Below are 15,665 nucleotides of genomic sequence, written 5' to 3' on the forward strand. Positions count from 1 at the left end.
TAAACTGATTCTCAATGATTCTCAATCATAATATACTATTATATCTTACCATATTGAATCAATAAATACCTGCCATCGCTTATTTTAGCGTTTTTCCATTGAAATCATCGATTTAACGCGGCTTTGATTTTGTCCAGCTCGGATTGAAAACGCTCCTCCGACAAAACCTGCACGCGTTCGACTGAGTTCAACAGCTCCTCCGGAAGCCCTATCCAAGACTTGCACCCGTTGTATTCGGGTAAAACAGGGACATTCACCGGGTCTTTAAGCTTGTACACCCTTAGCAGCATCAGATGAAGCGGCTTGGTACGCTTCCACTTGAGGCGCTCCTCGGAGAACCGATCCGTCCAGATATGGAAAGGCCTCAGCTTGTCCAGCTCCTCTTGCGTCCGGATCAGGATATCCTCCACAAGCTCCGCGTAGATACGGATCGATACTTCGGTTTGCTCTGCACTCCAGCCTTCCGCCAGCTCCTCCAGGCGGAAGGCGAATGGCTGCTTGACAAGCTCTTTACGCTGATGCTCGTATGTAGGGTACAGAAAGAAGCTTTCGCTTTCTACGCGAAAATCTTTCGTCTCCTCGCGAATGCCGCCTTTGCGCATGATCAGAATTTGATCGCCGCGCTCCAGCGCATCCACCGCTACGGCCCATTCCTTCAGGCCCATGACTTGTGCGCCTTCATACATCCGCGCTCTCCCTCCTTTGCAATCCCGTTTTAGCGGGTCTCGCGTCCGGATTGCCGCCCGTACGGGATGTCCATTCCAAGTCATTATAGGTTCTTAGGCAAAACAATGCAATTTTGCAGGCAGCATAAAATCCTTTATCCTGATCGATCCTAAGAGAGCACCAACCAAAAATCATTGGCCAGGGAGGGACAGGACTATGCGTGAAGGACTGATTCCAACGGTATTGGGTACGGCCGTGACAGCGTCAGGCGCCGCAATTCGCAATAAATATCCGATGGCTGCCGCTGCGGTTGTCGGCTTCGGGGTCGCTCATGTCGTGCTCGGCGCGATCGATTTGGTGGAGCATCGCAGAAAATCGCTTTTCTAGGACGGCACGCGTAGGAAAAGCAAGAGTTACCACGGGAAAGGGAGGGCTGCGGCCTTCCCTTTTTCGATTGCGAGCCCTGCGCAGCCGCTTCTCCCGCTTTCCTTCTTCATCCTCCGCGGCGCTATTCCCACGTGCGGCAAATTGTTTTATACTAGAGGGAATGAACCTGTTTTGCTATGGAAAAAGGAGGAATTCGCAACATGTCCGCATATCACCCTTTTACGGAGGCCCAGGCTATCCAATACGCCCGCCAGCTTCCCGATCTGTTCGCTCCGGACAGCGAGCTCGTCAGCCGCGAGATCGGCGACGGCAACCTGAATCTGGTCTTTCACATCTCCGAGCCTGCTTCCGGCAAGAGCATCATTCTGAAGCAAGCCCTTCCTTATGCCAAGGTCGTCGGCGAATCGTGGCCGCTGACGCTTGACCGCGCCCGGATTGAAAGCGAAGCGCTGATCATCCAGGGGTCTCTCTGCCCTGAGCTGGTTCCTCATGTTCACGTCTACGAGCCCGACCTGGCTCTTACCGTCATGCAGGATCTCAGCGATCACGTGATTATGCGCAAAGGCCTGATCGAGCGCCGGCAATATCCTTTATTCGCCGGCCATATCGCGACCTTCCTGGCCCGCACGCTCTTCTTCACCTCCGATCTGGGACTTAATCAACAGGAAAAAAAGGGGCGCGTCAAGCAGTTCGTCAACCCGGAGCTGTGCAAAATAACCGAGGATCTTATCTTCGACGATCCTTATACCGATTCTCCTAACAATAACGTACCGCCCGCGATACGCGATGCGGTAGAGGCTATTTGGCAGGATACCGAGCTGCATCTGGAGGTTGCTATCCTGCGCGACAAGTTCCTATCGAAGGCCCAATCGCTGCTTCATGGAGATCTGCATACCGGCAGCATCTTTATCAAGTCCGATTCTACGAAGGTTATCGATCCGGAGTTCGCCTACTACGGACCGATGGGCTTCGACATCGGAGCCTTGTTCGCCAACCTGCTGCTGAATTTCGCGGCACAGGAGGGCTGGAGCGAGGATAGCGCATCGCGCCGCGAGTACAGGGAATATTTGACCGGTACGATCCGCGATATCTGGACGAAATTCGAAGCCGAATTCCGCTCGCTCCTGGAAACGCACGGGGTGGACCGGATGTTCCGCACGCCGGGCTTTGCCGATTATTATGTTCAGGAGATTCTGCGCGACACGGTCGGGTATACCGGCAGCAAGATTGTTCGCCGCGTGCATGGACTGGCTCAGGTAGCCGATATCAACCAGATTCAGGATGAGGCTGCCCGCGAACGCGCCCAGCGCATCTCCTTATCCGTAGGGGTATCGCTGATCAAATTAAACCGTACGGCGGTGTCTATCGAACAATTGATCGAGATTGCCGAGAAGGCCGTTGCGCCCGATCACACAAAATAGAAAGAAAACTTGCGAGGAGTGACGGAGCTATGACAAACGAACAAGCACCTGCAGCCGATTGGCTGCAATCGGTGCGCTGGAATTCGCTGAAGGATCGGCTGGATCTGCTGGATCAGCGGCTGCTCCCCGATGAGATCGTCTATTTGGAACTAACGACGGCCGAGCAGGTATGGGATGCCATCAAGCAGCTCGCTGTACGCGGAGCGCCCGCGATCGGTATCTCTGCTGCATTCGGCGTTTATCTGGGCATCCGCTCTGTGGATAGCGGCCGCGAAGAGCTGCTGGCGGAGGTAAACCGCCAGTGCGATTACTTGGCGACAAGCCGTCCGACGGCGGTCAACCTGTTCTGGGCGCTCGACCGGATGCGGGCAAGAGCGGCCGTACTGCTTGGCGAAGCCGGGGACGGCGCGGCTGATCTGGAAGCGGCCAAGCGTGCTTTGCTGGACGAAGCTATCGCGATCCAAGCGGAGGACGAGGAGACATGCCGGCTGATCGGCGAGCATGCGCTTTCGTTGTTCCAGGACGACATGGGCGTCCTGACGCATTGCAACGCAGGCGGACTGGCAACAGCCCGCTACGGAACGGCGCTGGCACCGATGTATCTGGCGCAAGAGAAGGGCATCAAGCTGAAGGTGTTCGCGGATGAAACCCGCCCCGTGCTGCAGGGCGCCCGGTTGACGGCATTCGAGCTTCAGCAGGCCGGGGTTGACGTCACGCTGATCTGCGACAACATGGCTGGCGCCGTCATGGCCAAGGGATGGATCCAAGCCGTCATCGTAGGCACCGACCGGGTCGCTGCCAACGGGGACGTCGCCAACAAAATCGGCACGTACAGCGTAGCGGTGCTGGCCAAGGCACACGGCATCCCGTTCTACGTCGCATGCCCGATGTCCACAATCGATCTGAATACGCCTACCGGCGCCGATATTCCGATCGAGGAGCGCCACGAGGACGAGATCACTCAGGGCTTCGGGAAGCGTACGGCGCCTGCGGGCGTGAAGGTATACAACCCGGCCTTCGATGTCACCCCGAATGAGTATGTAACGGCGATCATAACGGAGAAGGGCGTCATCCGCGGACCTTACAGCGAAAATTTGAAGAAGCTGTTTAAATAGTCCCGGACAACCGTATATCGATAAACTCAAGACCGTCCTGATCCCTAGGACGGTCTTGTCTTACTCATCCAGAAATTCCCCGAACATAACTTCCTTCAGCTTCTCCTTCCAAGGGGAAAGCGCATCCAATTCGCTATAAATTTCCTGCGCCTTCTGCACGCATACCGATTGGACGACACGCGCATACTCCATGCATCCCGAACGGTGAAGCGTCTCTACCAGCTCTTCCTTGCGCTCCAGCAGCGACTCGATAGGGAGCAGGCCCGTATAGTAATCCTTGAACGGACGGAAGGCTTCATCTTCCACTTTGAGCAAATACAGAATCGGCAGCGTGCGCTTTTTGGCGATCAGGTCGCTTTTGATATCGAAGCCGATCAGATCCTTCATATCGTTCTGAATCTGATGGATCAGGCCCGTGCAATCCGCCAGTTGATTCAATTGCTCGACTTTTTCCTCGTTGCCGTCCAGAAAAGAACAACCCAGGTAACAAGCCAGACGGAACAAAGAACCTGACTTTTCCTGCGTCATCTCCACGTACTCATCCGGCGTGGCCGGACTTCCGCTAATATCCTTCTGCTGACCGTTCACCGATCTCGCCAGCATCTTACCGACGGCTGCCAAGCCTTCCGCCCGGATCTGCAGCCGCCCCAGCTCGCCGATGGCCCCTGTCAGAAGAGCCAGCACCGCGTTGAGAGCAGTCGCCTGCTGAACTTGCATCCAGGGCTTGCTCAGATGGTCTTGATCCTGAAGATCATCGACGATATCCAGGGCCAGCACGATCAGCTCCGTCACCGCAGCCATACGATGAATATGGGGAGAAGCTCCTCCCAGCATGTAGTGGGTGTACAAGGTTATCTTGGACCACGAGCCGTTCTCCAGCGCCTTATCGGCGATAGAAGCTTTCAGCAATGCTTTTAAATCCTCAACCTCGATCGTGTCATCCACTATGCGCAGCATCTGCTGCTGGATATCCGGAATCATCCTTACACCTCATCCTGGGTATAGTATTTGCTTGTGATGAATTTCTCGAACGCCTCTACTCTTGTTTTGACACCCAGCTTTGCATATATCTTGCGCAGGTAATTATCGACGGTACGCTTGCTCATGTGGATGCGGGCCGCTATTTGCTCATGTGTGGCTCCCTTCACCATCAGATTCATCATAAGAATTTCTTCCTCCTCCAGTCTTTCGTCCTCGGGAGCATAGCCGGTATTCATCTGCATCCGGTGATAGATCGATAGCGGCAGCATGGTGTGTCCGTCCAATATGCAGTTGACCATATTTTTAATCGTTCGCTCGCTCGACTCCTTGGAGAGCACCCCGCTTACCCTGATTTCGATCAGCTTGTCCAGAATACCGGTCAGCTCGACTCCGGTGAAGATCACGATATGCATACCGGGGAATCGGTTCTTGAGCCAGGCTGCGACCTCCATCCCCGATTGATCGGGCAAATGATAATCGAGAAAAACAAGATCCGGCACATACAACGAGGCCTGCTCCATACACTCCCTTGCGGTCGGAACCGTCCCGATCACCTCGACACGGTCCACTTCCTCCAGCAGCGCTTTGGTCGCATTGGCGACAAGCGGATGATCATCAACAACCAATGCTTTGATAGCTTCGCTCATGCAGTCTTACTCCCTTCGGCCGGTACGCTGATCATAACCTTCGTCCCGTTTCCTTTTTGCGTTATACATTTGAATTCGCCGCTCATATGAAGAACCCTCGTCCTCATTTGCTCCAGGCCCATGCCGGAAGCGCCAATGTGTAGAGTGATCTCCTCGCGGTCGTCAAAGCCTACCCCATCATCCTCGTAAATCAGATGGAACCGGTGTTCCGTTTCCGTTATGCGAAAGGATACCTTGGACGCCCCGGAATGCTTCTTCGCATTATTGAGCAGCTCCTGCACGATCCGGAACAAATGCCTCCGGGTGGACAAGCTGCTTTGCTCTATCATCGGAACCGGATCAACTTGATAGTCCAGCTCGAACGGACTTGTGTAGGCCTCCTTCTCCAAGTACATATTCAGCGTCTTGATGAGCCCCACCTCCTTCAGCAAAAACGGATTCAGCTCAAAGCAGCTTTGCCGCAAGCTTTCATTGATCATTTCCACGTAATGAATCATCCCTCTTAGCGGTTCCTGATCTTCCTTATACCTGGTTTCGCTTTCAGCCAGCAAGGTCAGCCTCCGTTTGAGAAAAAACAGGTCCTGCAGCGTCGTATCATGGAGCTCCGCGGCGATACGAATCCGCTCCTCTTCCTGGAGATCGAACATCACCTTGCGGAACCATTGAATATCCTGAGCCTTGTTCTCTTGAGGCAGCTGAGAAGCCATCTCCTGAAGCCGGAACGTGAGCTTGCGGATGAGGTGAACGTTCTCCAGACTGACCTCCAGGTAGGACGTGATCAGATGAAGCCACTGCAGCTCCTCCTTGGAGAGCACGGTATGGTTCTTTTTCCGTGTGATGATCAAATAGCTGGTGTACGCTTCGTGCCGATTCATCTCCATGCACGTAAGGTACGGATGTCGCTGACGGGCCGGAGAGAGGACAAGCTGACGAATTTCCTCCGGGTCGATTTCCCCTTCATGTACGACTTCCGTATCGTTCTCATAACAGAACACGATCGCGCACCCCGACACCTGAAGCACCGACACGAGGTCAACCAGGATCAGCTCCCTTAGTTCCCTCAGACTCGAAATCGTCCCCAAATTTAGCGATATCTTCTTCAAGGCTACCTTCAGCATGAATTTTCGCGGAAACAGGAACGGCTCGAGCCGGGTCGTCCAGTTCTCGGCTGCATACAGCATCAGGGATACCATGATCATCGCGCCCGTAAAAATAAAAATGATCTGATTATGATCGACTACCTGCTGGAACAGCAGCATATACATACCAGTAAAAACGCTGACGGGCACAATGGCCAGCAAGCAGGCGAACAGGAAGCGCCGAAACACAAGGCCAATATCGTACAGTTGATCGGAAGCGATCAAATAAGCGAAGGATATCGGAAAAAATAAAATAAAACCGCTTGTAAACCTTGCGTCCATGAACGAATCGCCCGTTAAAAGCATAGGTAGAAACGACAAACAGATTACCGGTAAAAAGGAAAGAAAAAAAGACAGCCATATGCTGGTTATGATCGGCGTCACATGCGATGCGGATTTCTTCGACCGGAAATACAGGATAGAAAGCACCGCCATAATACACGCAAAGCCTGCGACGAAGCACAGCAGCGAAAGCATAGCGCTATACCGGTACACCAGGTAAGACATCGGGGCATAAAAATAGAGCAATCGTGCAGCCAGTCCCAATAGCGCTACGGCATACGCATAGGTGAGAACACGTCTCGGCAAGTTCAACCCGCCCTTTTCCTTGAAGAAAACGACGAGAAAATGATAAAAAACGACCGGCAGAATCATTAAAAAGCCTGTAATCAATAATTTACCGACAGCATCGCCCCTTACGGAAGCCCCTAAGCTCATATAAATAGTGGCGATGGTCAGGAAGACGGCTGCCAGCAGTCTGGCCGAAGGGGACCGCTTTACTCTTACCCAAAGCAGGATGGCCATGAAGAGACAGACGGCCTCCTGGACGAGCGGGATGATATCGCCTATCGTCACGCTTGGAATGTTCATCCCGATCTCAAGCTGCTCGCCATCTCTTACGATATGCAGCGTCCGGGCCTGCTCGACCATTTTCCATTTTTGTACGGAGGGGGACTGGTCTGGCGGTTTGTAATCCACCAGCTTCACGATATCGCCTACACGAAGCCCCAGCTGAGCACGAATGTTTTCCTGCTCCAGCTCCTTGATGACCCATTCCTGAGATTCGTCACCCACAGGCTCAACACTTATTCCAAAGTATGGGTATTGGAACGTGATGGAAGAACACCAGACTTGTAGAACTAAAAAAATAGTTAAAAAGACCCCGGAAATGTGATTTTTCTTAAACATATACCTATCCTTTCGGACCCAACTTTTGCTATAATAGGTCTGTAGAACCATTACTTTAGTATGGAGCGTGATCTGATGCCAACCATTAAGCTGCATCCCCACTTACATGAGTTCGTTCATGACTGGAATAATCGGTCCCCACTTGTTCAATCCGAAACCATTGCGCCAAATTTTTCTTTATCCAAGGAAGAAAACTCCGCTATCGTCAATACGTTCAGTCGTCCTTTCAGCAGCCGCAAACAAAGCATCACGAGTCGTGAAAGCGATTGGGGGTAAGAAGTACCTGAGCGTTTAGTATGATTTTATCAAAATAAAAAGAGATTGCCTATTTAGCCTTGCGCTAATGGCAATCTCTTTTTATTTTCGGCCTGGACGGGGCTTTTTTTTGCATGATTTGCAACAAGACGAAAAAAATTTATCAGCGTGTCGACGAGATATGCGATGCATCCCCATCAAGTTAACATTATGATAATAAGTATAATTATGGTAATTGAGGCACTCGTGATTCCAGAGGGGAGTATCTGCTATGAAGACTGTCAACAGAAATCAAGAGAGCATTCAGGAATGGGACTTGGCTGAGCTGGAGGATAAGCAAATAGTCGATCTTATTCTGACCCACCACGCTTATGATCGCTGGAGGACCCGTGTGGATAACGATAAGCTTACCGCCGCTGAAGTCGAAGGTTTTCTATGGGACAGGCTGAAAGCCGGGCGAGTCGAATCCTACTACCGTAATGAAGAAGACGTGTATGTCGTCGACGATGACTTGTTGATGGTCGTGGAGTTTGCTCCCGCCGAGCAGGAATCGGTCCTATTCGGCGCACCTTTGCATAAACTGATTGCCGTGACTTTCCTTGGCCGCATGTCGCAATCCATGGAGCTTCGCGATTTGAAAACCTACTACTCCTGGCTCCGCCATTCCCGTAGAATGACGCTGCTGAAAAACAGCAGAAAGCGTAAATAATTGAGAAGGAGACCATCATGAGACGCCTTAGCAATCACGAGCTTATCTCGGCATATACGGCTTCCATTCAGCTTCGGCTTGATCCCGAATTCGTTAACATGCTGCTTCGGGAAATACATGCGCGCAATCTGCAGGTCACGGGTGCAGGAGAGTGTGATTCCAACCCTCTGGCAGCTCCGGCTGCCGAAGGGAAAAGCAGCAGGTAAGAAGCTCACTTGTCCTCTGTAACCGACAATCGGCGCCGGCTTTGGGCCTCGCTTGATAGCGGAGATATGGGGTTTGACTTTGGCCTTGATTCCTAATAGGTACGTATGCTCTACTGGACCAAGCAGCCTTTTCCTGTCGCAGGAAAAGGTTGCAAGCCTGCACTCCATTGAGGTATGATTAGTATGAAAAAAATTTTCTTTACAACTCCCTGATTAACCTAAATAATTTACAAAACCTTCACAGGGGGGTGATTCGATGTCGAGCATTATGGAAATGATCCGCGGCCAGCAGTCGCACATGAACCCTAAGGAACAGGAGCTCGCGCAATTTTTGCTCGGACACCCGCATGAAGCGGTGCAGCTCAACATCACGGATCTGGCCGAGCGCTCCGGCATCAGCACGGCTACCGTATCCCGCTTCTGCCGCAGCCTGATGTTCAAAGGCTACAGCGATTTTCGGATGAAGCTGGGAGCCGAGCTAGCCGTTGCCCCTGCACAGTCGACTTATCAGGATATCGTCGCAGGCAATTCGCTGCATCGTATCGCTCAGGCGATCGAAGCGAATCATCTGCGCTCGATATCGGACACGACACGGCAGCTCGACCTGCAGGCCATCGCGCAAGCCGCAGCTGCCCTGCGCAGCGCCAAGCGAGTCGATCTGTACGGGGTGGCTACCTCCGGAGTCGTGGCCCTCGATTTCCAGCAAAAGCTCGTTCGGATCGGCAAGGCCGCCTACTACTGGCCGGATTCTCACATGCAGATCACTTCGGCCTCCAGTCTGAACGAAGGCGATGTCGCTTTTGCCATCTCCTACTCGGGCGAAACCGTCGAAACCTGCGATGCCCTGCTTTGTGCGAAGGAGCGGGGAGCCGTTACCGTCTCGTTGACCAAATTCGGCTCCAACCGGATCTCGCAGGAGGCGGACATCCGCCTCTTCGCCTCGTCGCTGGAGGAAGGCATGCGGCGCGGGGATATGGCCTCGCGCATCGCCCAATTGCATGTGATGGACATTTTGTTTACGGCGCTCGTCAGCGAGAACTTCGATGTTTATGTGCCTCGACTGGAGCATTCGTATCAGCAAGTCCGTAAATACCGTAAAGACAAAGGGAGATGACCACGAACTGATGAATATCCTAACCTTTCAAACCCAAGAAGCTTTAAACAAAGCGGGAGCCGGCATCATTACCGCATTGGTCCAAACCAATCCGAAGGCACGCCTCGGACTAGCTACAGGCGGAACGCCCGTCGGCATTTACCAGGAGCTCGTCGACGCTTACAAGGCCGGCACCGTGAGCTTTCAAGGCGTTTCCTCCTTCAATCTCGATGAGTATATCGGCTTGGAGCGCAGTCACGAAGCCAGCTATTACAGATTCATGCAGGAGCAGCTGCTCGGGCATATCGATATCGCGCCTGAACGCTGCCACATCCCGAATGGTATGGCCGAGGATCTGGATGCCGAATGCAGACGCTATGAGCAGCTGCTGGAGGATAGCGGCCAGATCGATCTCCAGCTGCTCGGTCTCGGGCATAACGGGCATATCGGCTTCAATGAGCCGGATGTCGCGCTCACCCGAAGCACCCATGTCGTGCAGCTGCGCGAGCAGACCCGTGAAGCAAACGCACGCTTCTTCGATACGCCGGAGCAGGTTCCCGTGCAAGCGATCACTATGGGAGTCGGCACCATCCTGAAGGCCAAGATGATTCTGCTTGTCGTCCGCGGCAAGGACAAGGCCGAGATTGTGAAGCAAGCGCTGCAAGGGCCGATTACGACGGAATGCCCGGCTTCGCTGCTGCAAACCCATCCGCATGTCGTCGTCCTGCTGGATCAGGAAGCGGGAAGCTTGCTCGTATGACAGCCTCGGCCTGGGATACTTTAATCGTTAATGCAAAGGTCGCGGGGGAAGCCCGCACGCTGGAGAGAGGCTTCGCAGCCTGGAGCCAAGGCAAAATTACGGCGCTCGGTTCTATGGATGAGCTGCCGGAATCCCAAGCCGCCGATGTACCGACCCGGATCGATGCCGGAGGCAGCTGGCTGCTGCCGGGCTTTGTAGACGTTCATATTCATGGCGGCTTCGGGTCGGACGTGATGGACGCTACGAAGGACGCGCTCGATACGATCACCAGGTTCCATAACAGCAAAGGAACCACCACGATACTGCCGACGACTGTTACCCAATCGCGGGAAGCGATCGAAGCTGTTCTGCGCGCCGTTCGGGATTATGTCCGGGACGGGTCCCCTTATGCCCGGGTAGCGGGCGTTCATCTGGAAGGCCCGTTCATCAGCCCCAAATGGCCGGGAGCGCAAAATCCCTCCTACATCGTAAACCCGCAGCTGGATTGGCTCGACGCCTGGACGGCCGAATATCCCGGTCTGATCAAGCTCGTAACGCTGGCTCCCGAACGCGAAGGAGCGCTCGAGGCCATCCGCCGCTTGTCGGAGCAAGGCATCGCGATCGCCGCCGGACATACGGACGCCACGTACGACCAAGTTGTGGAGGCGATTGCTCACGGCCTCGGTCATGCGGTCCATACGTTCAACGCGATGACCGGCCTGCATCACCGCAATCCTGGCGTCGTCGGAGCCGTATTGACCGAGGACGCTATTAACGCCGAGGTCATAGCAGACGGGCATCATGTTCATCCGGCCGGCATCAAGCTGCTTACTAAAGCTAAGCGAAGCGATAATCTGCTGCTGATCACCGATGCCATCTCCGCTGCGGGTCTCGGCAACGGCGAGTATGATCTCGGCGGCCTGCCTGTTATCGTGAAGGACGGCGTCGCTCGTCTCAAGGAAGGCAACAGTCTCGCGGGCAGCACGCTGACCATGATCGATGCTCTCCGCTTCATGGTAGAGCGCATTGGCCTCTCCGTCGAGGAAGCGAGCCGCTTGGGAAGCCGTAATCCGGCGAAGGCGATCGGGCTGTTCGACCGCATCGGATCGCTTGCCGTCGGCAAGCTGGCGGACGTGCTGCTCGTCTCTGCCGATTTGCAGATCGAGCAGGTATGGGTAGAGGGACAAGCGAAGCTGTAGGATCGTTATACGGGTATTATAAGACTCAGTCGGATATAGAAACAGCGGCAGCTTTGGTTGATGAACTGCCGCTGTTTTATTTATGACGGCCGCCTCGTTATCTTTTCCGCATCCTGTTGTTTAACTTGCTCCCCCAGCTTTCCAAGCAGGTTGAGAAGTAGATACACGAAAAGGGTGAACGCGACTTCAGTTTGGGGATTTCCAATCTCTACTCCCTCAATCCAAAGGTCTATCCCATGGATCATAGCCCCGAAGAAGCTAATCAACAGAAGCTCCTGCACCGTTGTAGCCGCTAGTTCAAAACGTTCTTTAAGCAAATGTCTTCTCAAACTTTCCAGCATCGTGCCAACCATACTTAAGAAGCCCGCTGCCAGCAAGATTAGCCCTATAAAAGCAAACATCGAATAAATCGATGAAATCCGAATATGGATGAAGGATAAGCTTTGCAGCGAGTAAACCGAAAACACCACGATCGTGATTAGCACAAAAATAATTCCTGCCAGCACCAGCAATAATTTAGATAACTCTTTCCTATCTATTTGGCTCACCCCCATCCCTCCTGCGTTAAATGAAAACCTCTCATTTCCCTAATATGCCCATATTTGGTATTTCGATTATATCAATTCCTCTAAGAAACAACAAAAAACCGGCAAGCGCCTTGGGGCGACAGCCGGATTATTTTCATAGGAATAAAAGCTAGTTTTTCAGAAACTGCTGAGTCACCAGGTAGTAACGGAGCTTGTTCAGGTCTTTCGGCGAGATCGAGTGAATTTCGGCGCCATAACGGATCGTATTCTCCTGAATATGTGCGTAGCGGACCACTAGACGCGGATGGATCGTTTCCTCATCGCAGATGATCATCGTATCGTAGACATGATTCATTTTAACCGAGAAGTCGTTGACCTCAAACCCGAATCCGAGTCGGCTCACGGAGCAGTAGCGCACCGGCAGTATCTTGAAATCATCGTTGATCGTGCCGAACATATTGAGCTTATAGCTGGAAAACGTTTTATCTTCATCCCGATACATATCGTAATTTTGATCGTTCTGTGCCTGGATTTTAAATACTTCAGAATCGGCCGGCACCAGAATCAGCTTCGTTCTCGATACCTGCAGCACTCTCATTTGCACGCGCTGCTGATAATTGAAGCAAACCACCGACTCCCCGCTTTCGAAATCAGAGGACTGGTCGAACGATACCTCCATCAAATCAGAGCCTTCGTAGGAAACCTGCCCGCGATATACCTTGCCTTTATGGAGAAGCTGCATATCCTTCATCTCCATCACCTCCATCAACTTGATATCTCTACTATAGCTAGCAATCTTTCAGAAAGTTTCAGTAAATTATTAGGAGATTATTAGTGTTGTTAATCTTGTCGGCAGCTTTGCCTATTATTTACCCTCTACTGACAACTTTATGCTGCATTATTTTTTTTGCTCCGCCGCCCACCCCTTTTCCGCAAAAAAAAGAAACCGGTCGGAGGTCCTCCAGCCGGTTTCTATCTCAACTCCTTTATTTTTGCAGAAAAGTGACGAGGACACGCTCTACATGAAACAGATGCCGGCGCATTTCCTCTCTGGCCGCTTCGGGATTGCCGTCCCGTATCGCCTCGTACACCGCCTGATGCTCCTTCCAGAGCTGCTCGGATACCGCTCGGCTCCCGTACATCTGCAGCCGGCGCGTCTCGCGAATTGCGAGCTGCATATGCGATGAGATCGAATCGATCATACGCGCCAGAATATCGTTATGCGTCGCCTGAGCGAGCGTCAGGTGAAATTCAATATCGGACCGCTCCCCTTCTTCCTCATCGCCAAGGTGACGCTCCATACGCTCCAGGATCGCCTCGAACCGGCGAAGATCATGCTCCGTCCGTTTCTCTGCCGCTATCCCTGCATTGGCAATCTCCAGCGCCTGCCGGGCTTCGATCAGATCAAGGATCGTTTCGCGGCTCATCAGCAGCGAATTCCATTCAGGCAGGTCGACATCCCCGGAATCAATCGTCCTTACATAGCTGCCCTCGCCCTGATGGATCTCTACCAGTCCCATCGCCTTCAGTGCGCTGAGCGCTTCACGCACGGTGGAGCGTCCGGCTTGAAACCGTTCGGATAATTCTTTGGTCGAAGGAAGCTTGTCCCCCGGCTTAAGCTGCCCGCTCGTTATCTGTTCCTTGATCTGATCCGCAATCACCTCGTAAATTTTGCGGGTTGTAATTTTTTGAATGTCCATCCTAGCTCTCCTATCGTTAGAGCCGTTCCGTTCTTCAGCCCGCTACATCCTACGGACTGTTGCGGTTCAGCCCTCGTTGTTCTTCTTTCTCTCCAGTCCGGCCACCCGGGCGTCAAGCCAGTCCTGCACATCCTGCATGACTTCATTCCGGTTGACTTCATTCAGCATCTCATGCCTGCCGCCTTCATACAGCCTGTAGGTGACATCCTTCATCCCGAGCTTTCTATACAAGCGTACCAGGGCCAGAAATGACTTGCCGTTCGAGCCAAGCGGATCCCGGTCTCCGGCAAACAGGTATACGGGTTGATCCTTGGGAATTTTCCTCAGGTGGGCGGCCTTATAGTTGCCGAGCAGCGCTCTTAATGTATAAAACCATAACCCGTTTGTCGCCAGCCCGCCGCAAAATGGATCTTCCCGAAACCGGTCAACCTCCTCCTCGTCCCGGCTGAGCCAATCCACCATCGTCCGATTGGGGCGGAACGCCTTATTGTAGGCGCCCGTGGTCAGGCCGTTCAGGAGCTTGCTTCGGAAGTCGGCCCCTTCCACAAGCAGCAGCAAACCCGCCAGCAGCCAGCCCGCCGTATGTAAAGCCCTTTGAGGTCCCATCGTTCCTGATAGCAAGATCCCGTCGGCCTGACCCGGATAGCGATACATATACTGCATAGCGATAAAGGAGCCCAGACTGTGACCCAGCAGAAAGACAGGGGCATCCGGATACTCCGACCGAATTCGGACCGTCAGCATATGTACGGCCTCCGTCATCTTGTCAAAGCCATTTTTGCCGATAACGGTAACACGCTCGGGGAATTTGGCGGTTTTCCCATGGCCCCGATGATCATTGGCATAGACCGCATAGCCGGCTTTCGCCAGCTTGCCAGCCAGTCTGGCGTAACGCGCCCCCGTTTCGGCGAGTCCATGCGAGATCTGCAAGACGGCCTTAACCGGCAGACCGTCTTCCGGCAGCCAGCGGTATACATGAATACGGATGCCTTCCGGATCATCGTATGTGAAAGAATCGCTGCGCATGGCAGTCCTCCCGTCGGATATCTCGATGACCTTATTATATCAGAAAAGCTCCAAGCGGTAGCAAGTGCAAGGAAGAACTGCGGCGTCTCCCCTTGTCCATCTATCAAAAAATAACCAAGGGCCGCGCGAACGGCCCTCCGATCGTGGTCAGCAGCGGCATTCCTTCAGGGCCTGGCTTAGAACATCAAGCCAACCGCATCGATGCCCCGCATACCGACGACAATACCCAGTCCCTCCGCCTCGTGCGTGACGGATTCCAGAGGCGCTTCCAGCAGCTCCTCGATCGTCCTTACGCCGGTTGCCCGCGCAGCGATAATCCCGCGATCCTTCAGCTTCGTATTCAGCAGAGCGACATCCAGCGCGCCGCACATGATATATCCTTTGTCCGTCGTGACGGCCAGCAGCGTCGTTTTGGGCAGCTTCACCTCAATAGCCAGCGCCTTGCGTCCGCCCACATCGACCGGTTCCATACGCATCATGATCCAGCTTCCCCCTCAAGACTCGGTATGCTTTCACTATATGAAACCGGCCGGCAGGAAGTGCACTTGCCCGCACCCAATTCCGGCACAGCTGCCCTCCTTCCCGGTTTCTCTCATTATTTTACATGCCTCTCTCCCCTACTTGTCGCGGCCAAATCATGGTATAGTAGTACTACCGAACTAGGGAG

Annotated in this window: 18 protein-coding genes; 9 read left to right on the plus strand and 9 right to left on the minus strand. The window is 53.3% G+C overall.

Annotated features, from left to right (window positions below):
- Nucleotides 1–104: 104 nt before the first annotated feature.
- Entirely contained in the window at nt 105–686 is a 582-nt protein-coding gene (locus GSF01_RS22110) for a DUF1802 family protein (protein WP_159887472.1), read from the minus strand.
- A 196-nt stretch (nt 687–882) separates the two neighbouring features.
- Between GSF01_RS22110 and GSF01_RS22115 the strand changes: the two genes are divergently transcribed.
- From GSF01_RS22115 to mtnA, 3 genes are all read left to right on the plus strand, one after another.
- Complete coding sequence (locus GSF01_RS22115) at nt 883–1,053, plus strand: asparagine synthase (protein ID WP_159887473.1); 171 nt, start codon at nt 883–885, stop codon at nt 1,051–1,053.
- A 200-nt stretch (nt 1,054–1,253) separates the two neighbouring features.
- The gene (mtnK, locus tag GSF01_RS22120) at nt 1,254–2,474 is read left to right on the plus strand and encodes an S-methyl-5-thioribose kinase (protein WP_159887474.1); all 1,221 of its coding nucleotides are present in this window, start codon (nt 1,254–1,256) and stop codon (nt 2,472–2,474) included.
- Nucleotides 2,475–2,503: 29 nt separating this feature from the next.
- Entirely contained in the window at nt 2,504–3,589 is a 1,086-nt protein-coding gene (gene mtnA, locus GSF01_RS22125) for an S-methyl-5-thioribose-1-phosphate isomerase (RefSeq protein ID WP_159887475.1), read from the plus strand.
- 60 nt (nt 3,590–3,649) lie between these two features.
- Here mtnA and GSF01_RS22130 read toward each other — a convergent pair whose 3' ends face one another.
- The 3 genes from GSF01_RS22130 to GSF01_RS22140 are packed head-to-tail and all read right to left on the minus strand — an operon-like array spanning nt 3,650 to nt 7,430.
- Complete coding sequence (locus GSF01_RS22130) at nt 3,650–4,570, minus strand: polyprenyl synthetase family protein (RefSeq protein WP_159887476.1); 921 nt, start codon at nt 4,568–4,570, stop codon at nt 3,650–3,652.
- Nucleotides 4,571–4,572: 2 nt separating this feature from the next.
- A complete protein-coding gene (locus GSF01_RS22135) occupies nt 4,573–5,217 on the minus strand; it encodes a response regulator transcription factor (RefSeq protein ID WP_159887477.1) in 645 nt (214 codons plus the stop codon).
- Complete coding sequence (locus GSF01_RS22140; protein WP_159887478.1) at nt 5,214–7,430, minus strand: sensor histidine kinase; 2,217 nt, start codon at nt 7,428–7,430, stop codon at nt 5,214–5,216. Before GSF01_RS22140 ends, GSF01_RS22135 begins: the two co-directional genes overlap by 4 nt.
- Before the next feature lie 189 nt (nt 7,431–7,619).
- Between GSF01_RS22140 and GSF01_RS22145 the strand changes: the two genes are divergently transcribed.
- The 6 genes from GSF01_RS22145 (at nt 7,620) to nagA (ending at nt 11,745) form a co-directional block, all read left to right on the plus strand.
- The gene (locus tag GSF01_RS22145; protein ID WP_159887479.1) at nt 7,620–7,820 is read left to right on the plus strand and encodes a hypothetical protein; all 201 of its coding nucleotides are present in this window, start codon (nt 7,620–7,622) and stop codon (nt 7,818–7,820) included.
- A 250-nt stretch (nt 7,821–8,070) separates the two neighbouring features.
- On the plus strand, nt 8,071–8,508 hold the full coding sequence (locus GSF01_RS22150; RefSeq protein WP_159887480.1) for a hypothetical protein: 438 nt from the start codon (nt 8,071–8,073) through the stop codon (nt 8,506–8,508).
- Between the two features lie 17 nt (nt 8,509–8,525).
- A complete protein-coding gene (gene sda / locus GSF01_RS22155) occupies nt 8,526–8,714 on the plus strand; it encodes a sporulation histidine kinase inhibitor Sda (protein WP_159887481.1) in 189 nt (62 codons plus the stop codon).
- Between the two features lie 256 nt (nt 8,715–8,970).
- Complete coding sequence (locus GSF01_RS22160) at nt 8,971–9,828, plus strand: MurR/RpiR family transcriptional regulator (RefSeq protein WP_159887482.1); 858 nt, start codon at nt 8,971–8,973, stop codon at nt 9,826–9,828.
- A gap of 10 nt (nt 9,829–9,838) precedes the next feature.
- A complete protein-coding gene (gene nagB / locus GSF01_RS22165; protein ID WP_159887483.1) occupies nt 9,839–10,567 on the plus strand; it encodes a glucosamine-6-phosphate deaminase in 729 nt (242 codons plus the stop codon).
- On the plus strand, nt 10,564–11,745 hold the full coding sequence (nagA, locus tag GSF01_RS22170) for an N-acetylglucosamine-6-phosphate deacetylase (protein ID WP_159887484.1): 1,182 nt from the start codon (nt 10,564–10,566) through the stop codon (nt 11,743–11,745). The genes nagB and nagA overlap by 4 nt, the downstream gene beginning before the upstream one ends.
- Nucleotides 11,746–11,825: 80 nt before the next feature.
- Here the strand turns inward: nagA and GSF01_RS22175 are convergent, their stop codons facing one another.
- From GSF01_RS22175 to GSF01_RS22195, 5 genes are all read right to left on the minus strand, one after another.
- Nucleotides 11,826–12,293 (minus strand): hypothetical protein, encoded by a 468-nt coding sequence (locus tag GSF01_RS22175; protein ID WP_159887485.1) that lies wholly within the window; start codon nt 12,291–12,293, stop codon nt 11,826–11,828.
- Nucleotides 12,294–12,441: 148 nt separating this feature from the next.
- Nucleotides 12,442–13,023, minus strand: a complete 582-nt coding sequence (locus tag GSF01_RS22180; protein WP_159887486.1) for a hypothetical protein — start codon at nt 13,021–13,023, stop codon at nt 12,442–12,444.
- A gap of 235 nt (nt 13,024–13,258) precedes the next feature.
- Nucleotides 13,259–13,972, minus strand: a complete 714-nt coding sequence (locus tag GSF01_RS22185; RefSeq protein ID WP_159887487.1) for a FadR/GntR family transcriptional regulator — start codon at nt 13,970–13,972, stop codon at nt 13,259–13,261.
- A gap of 66 nt (nt 13,973–14,038) precedes the next feature.
- Nucleotides 14,039–14,998 (minus strand): alpha/beta hydrolase, encoded by a 960-nt coding sequence (locus tag GSF01_RS22190; RefSeq protein WP_159887488.1) that lies wholly within the window; start codon nt 14,996–14,998, stop codon nt 14,039–14,041.
- A gap of 176 nt (nt 14,999–15,174) precedes the next feature.
- Nucleotides 15,175–15,477: a YunC family protein gene (locus GSF01_RS22195; RefSeq protein ID WP_159887489.1), complete on the minus strand. Its 303-nt coding sequence runs from the start codon at nt 15,475–15,477 to the stop codon at nt 15,175–15,177.
- Between the last annotated feature and the right edge of the window lie 188 nt (nt 15,478–15,665).

The sequence above is a fragment of the Paenibacillus puerhi genome (assembly GCF_009846885.1).
GTDB lineage: Bacteria > Bacillota > Bacilli > Paenibacillales > NBRC-103111 > Paenibacillus_G > Paenibacillus_G puerhi.

Coding starts and splice junctions, on each gene's coding strand:
- GSF01_RS22160 (WP_159887482.1), top strand. CDS start 8,971: ATGTCGAGCATTATGGAAATGATCCGCGGCCAGCAGTCGCACATGAAC.
- GSF01_RS22180 (WP_159887486.1), bottom strand. CDS start 13,023: ATGAAGGATATGCAGCTTCTCCATAAAGGCAAGGTATATCGCGGGCAG.
- nagB (WP_159887483.1), top strand. CDS start 9,839: ATGAATATCCTAACCTTTCAAACCCAAGAAGCTTTAAACAAAGCGGGA.
- nagA (WP_159887484.1), top strand. CDS start 10,564: ATGACAGCCTCGGCCTGGGATACTTTAATCGTTAATGCAAAGGTCGCG.
- GSF01_RS22110 (WP_159887472.1), bottom strand. CDS start 686: ATGTATGAAGGCGCACAAGTCATGGGCCTGAAGGAATGGGCCGTAGCG.
- GSF01_RS22115 (WP_159887473.1), top strand. CDS start 883: ATGCGTGAAGGACTGATTCCAACGGTATTGGGTACGGCCGTGACAGCG.
- GSF01_RS22145 (WP_159887479.1), top strand. CDS start 7,620: ATGCCAACCATTAAGCTGCATCCCCACTTACATGAGTTCGTTCATGAC.
- GSF01_RS22195 (WP_159887489.1), bottom strand. CDS start 15,477: ATGATGCGTATGGAACCGGTCGATGTGGGCGGACGCAAGGCGCTGGCT.
- GSF01_RS22150 (WP_159887480.1), top strand. CDS start 8,071: ATGAAGACTGTCAACAGAAATCAAGAGAGCATTCAGGAATGGGACTTG.
- mtnA (WP_159887475.1), top strand. CDS start 2,504: ATGACAAACGAACAAGCACCTGCAGCCGATTGGCTGCAATCGGTGCGC.
- sda (WP_159887481.1), top strand. CDS start 8,526: ATGAGACGCCTTAGCAATCACGAGCTTATCTCGGCATATACGGCTTCC.
- mtnK (WP_159887474.1), top strand. CDS start 1,254: ATGTCCGCATATCACCCTTTTACGGAGGCCCAGGCTATCCAATACGCC.
- GSF01_RS22130 (WP_159887476.1), bottom strand. CDS start 4,570: ATGATTCCGGATATCCAGCAGCAGATGCTGCGCATAGTGGATGACACG.
- GSF01_RS22185 (WP_159887487.1), bottom strand. CDS start 13,972: ATGGACATTCAAAAAATTACAACCCGCAAAATTTACGAGGTGATTGCG.
- GSF01_RS22190 (WP_159887488.1), bottom strand. CDS start 14,998: ATGCGCAGCGATTCTTTCACATACGATGATCCGGAAGGCATCCGTATT.
- GSF01_RS22135 (WP_159887477.1), bottom strand. CDS start 5,217: ATGAGCGAAGCTATCAAAGCATTGGTTGTTGATGATCATCCGCTTGTC.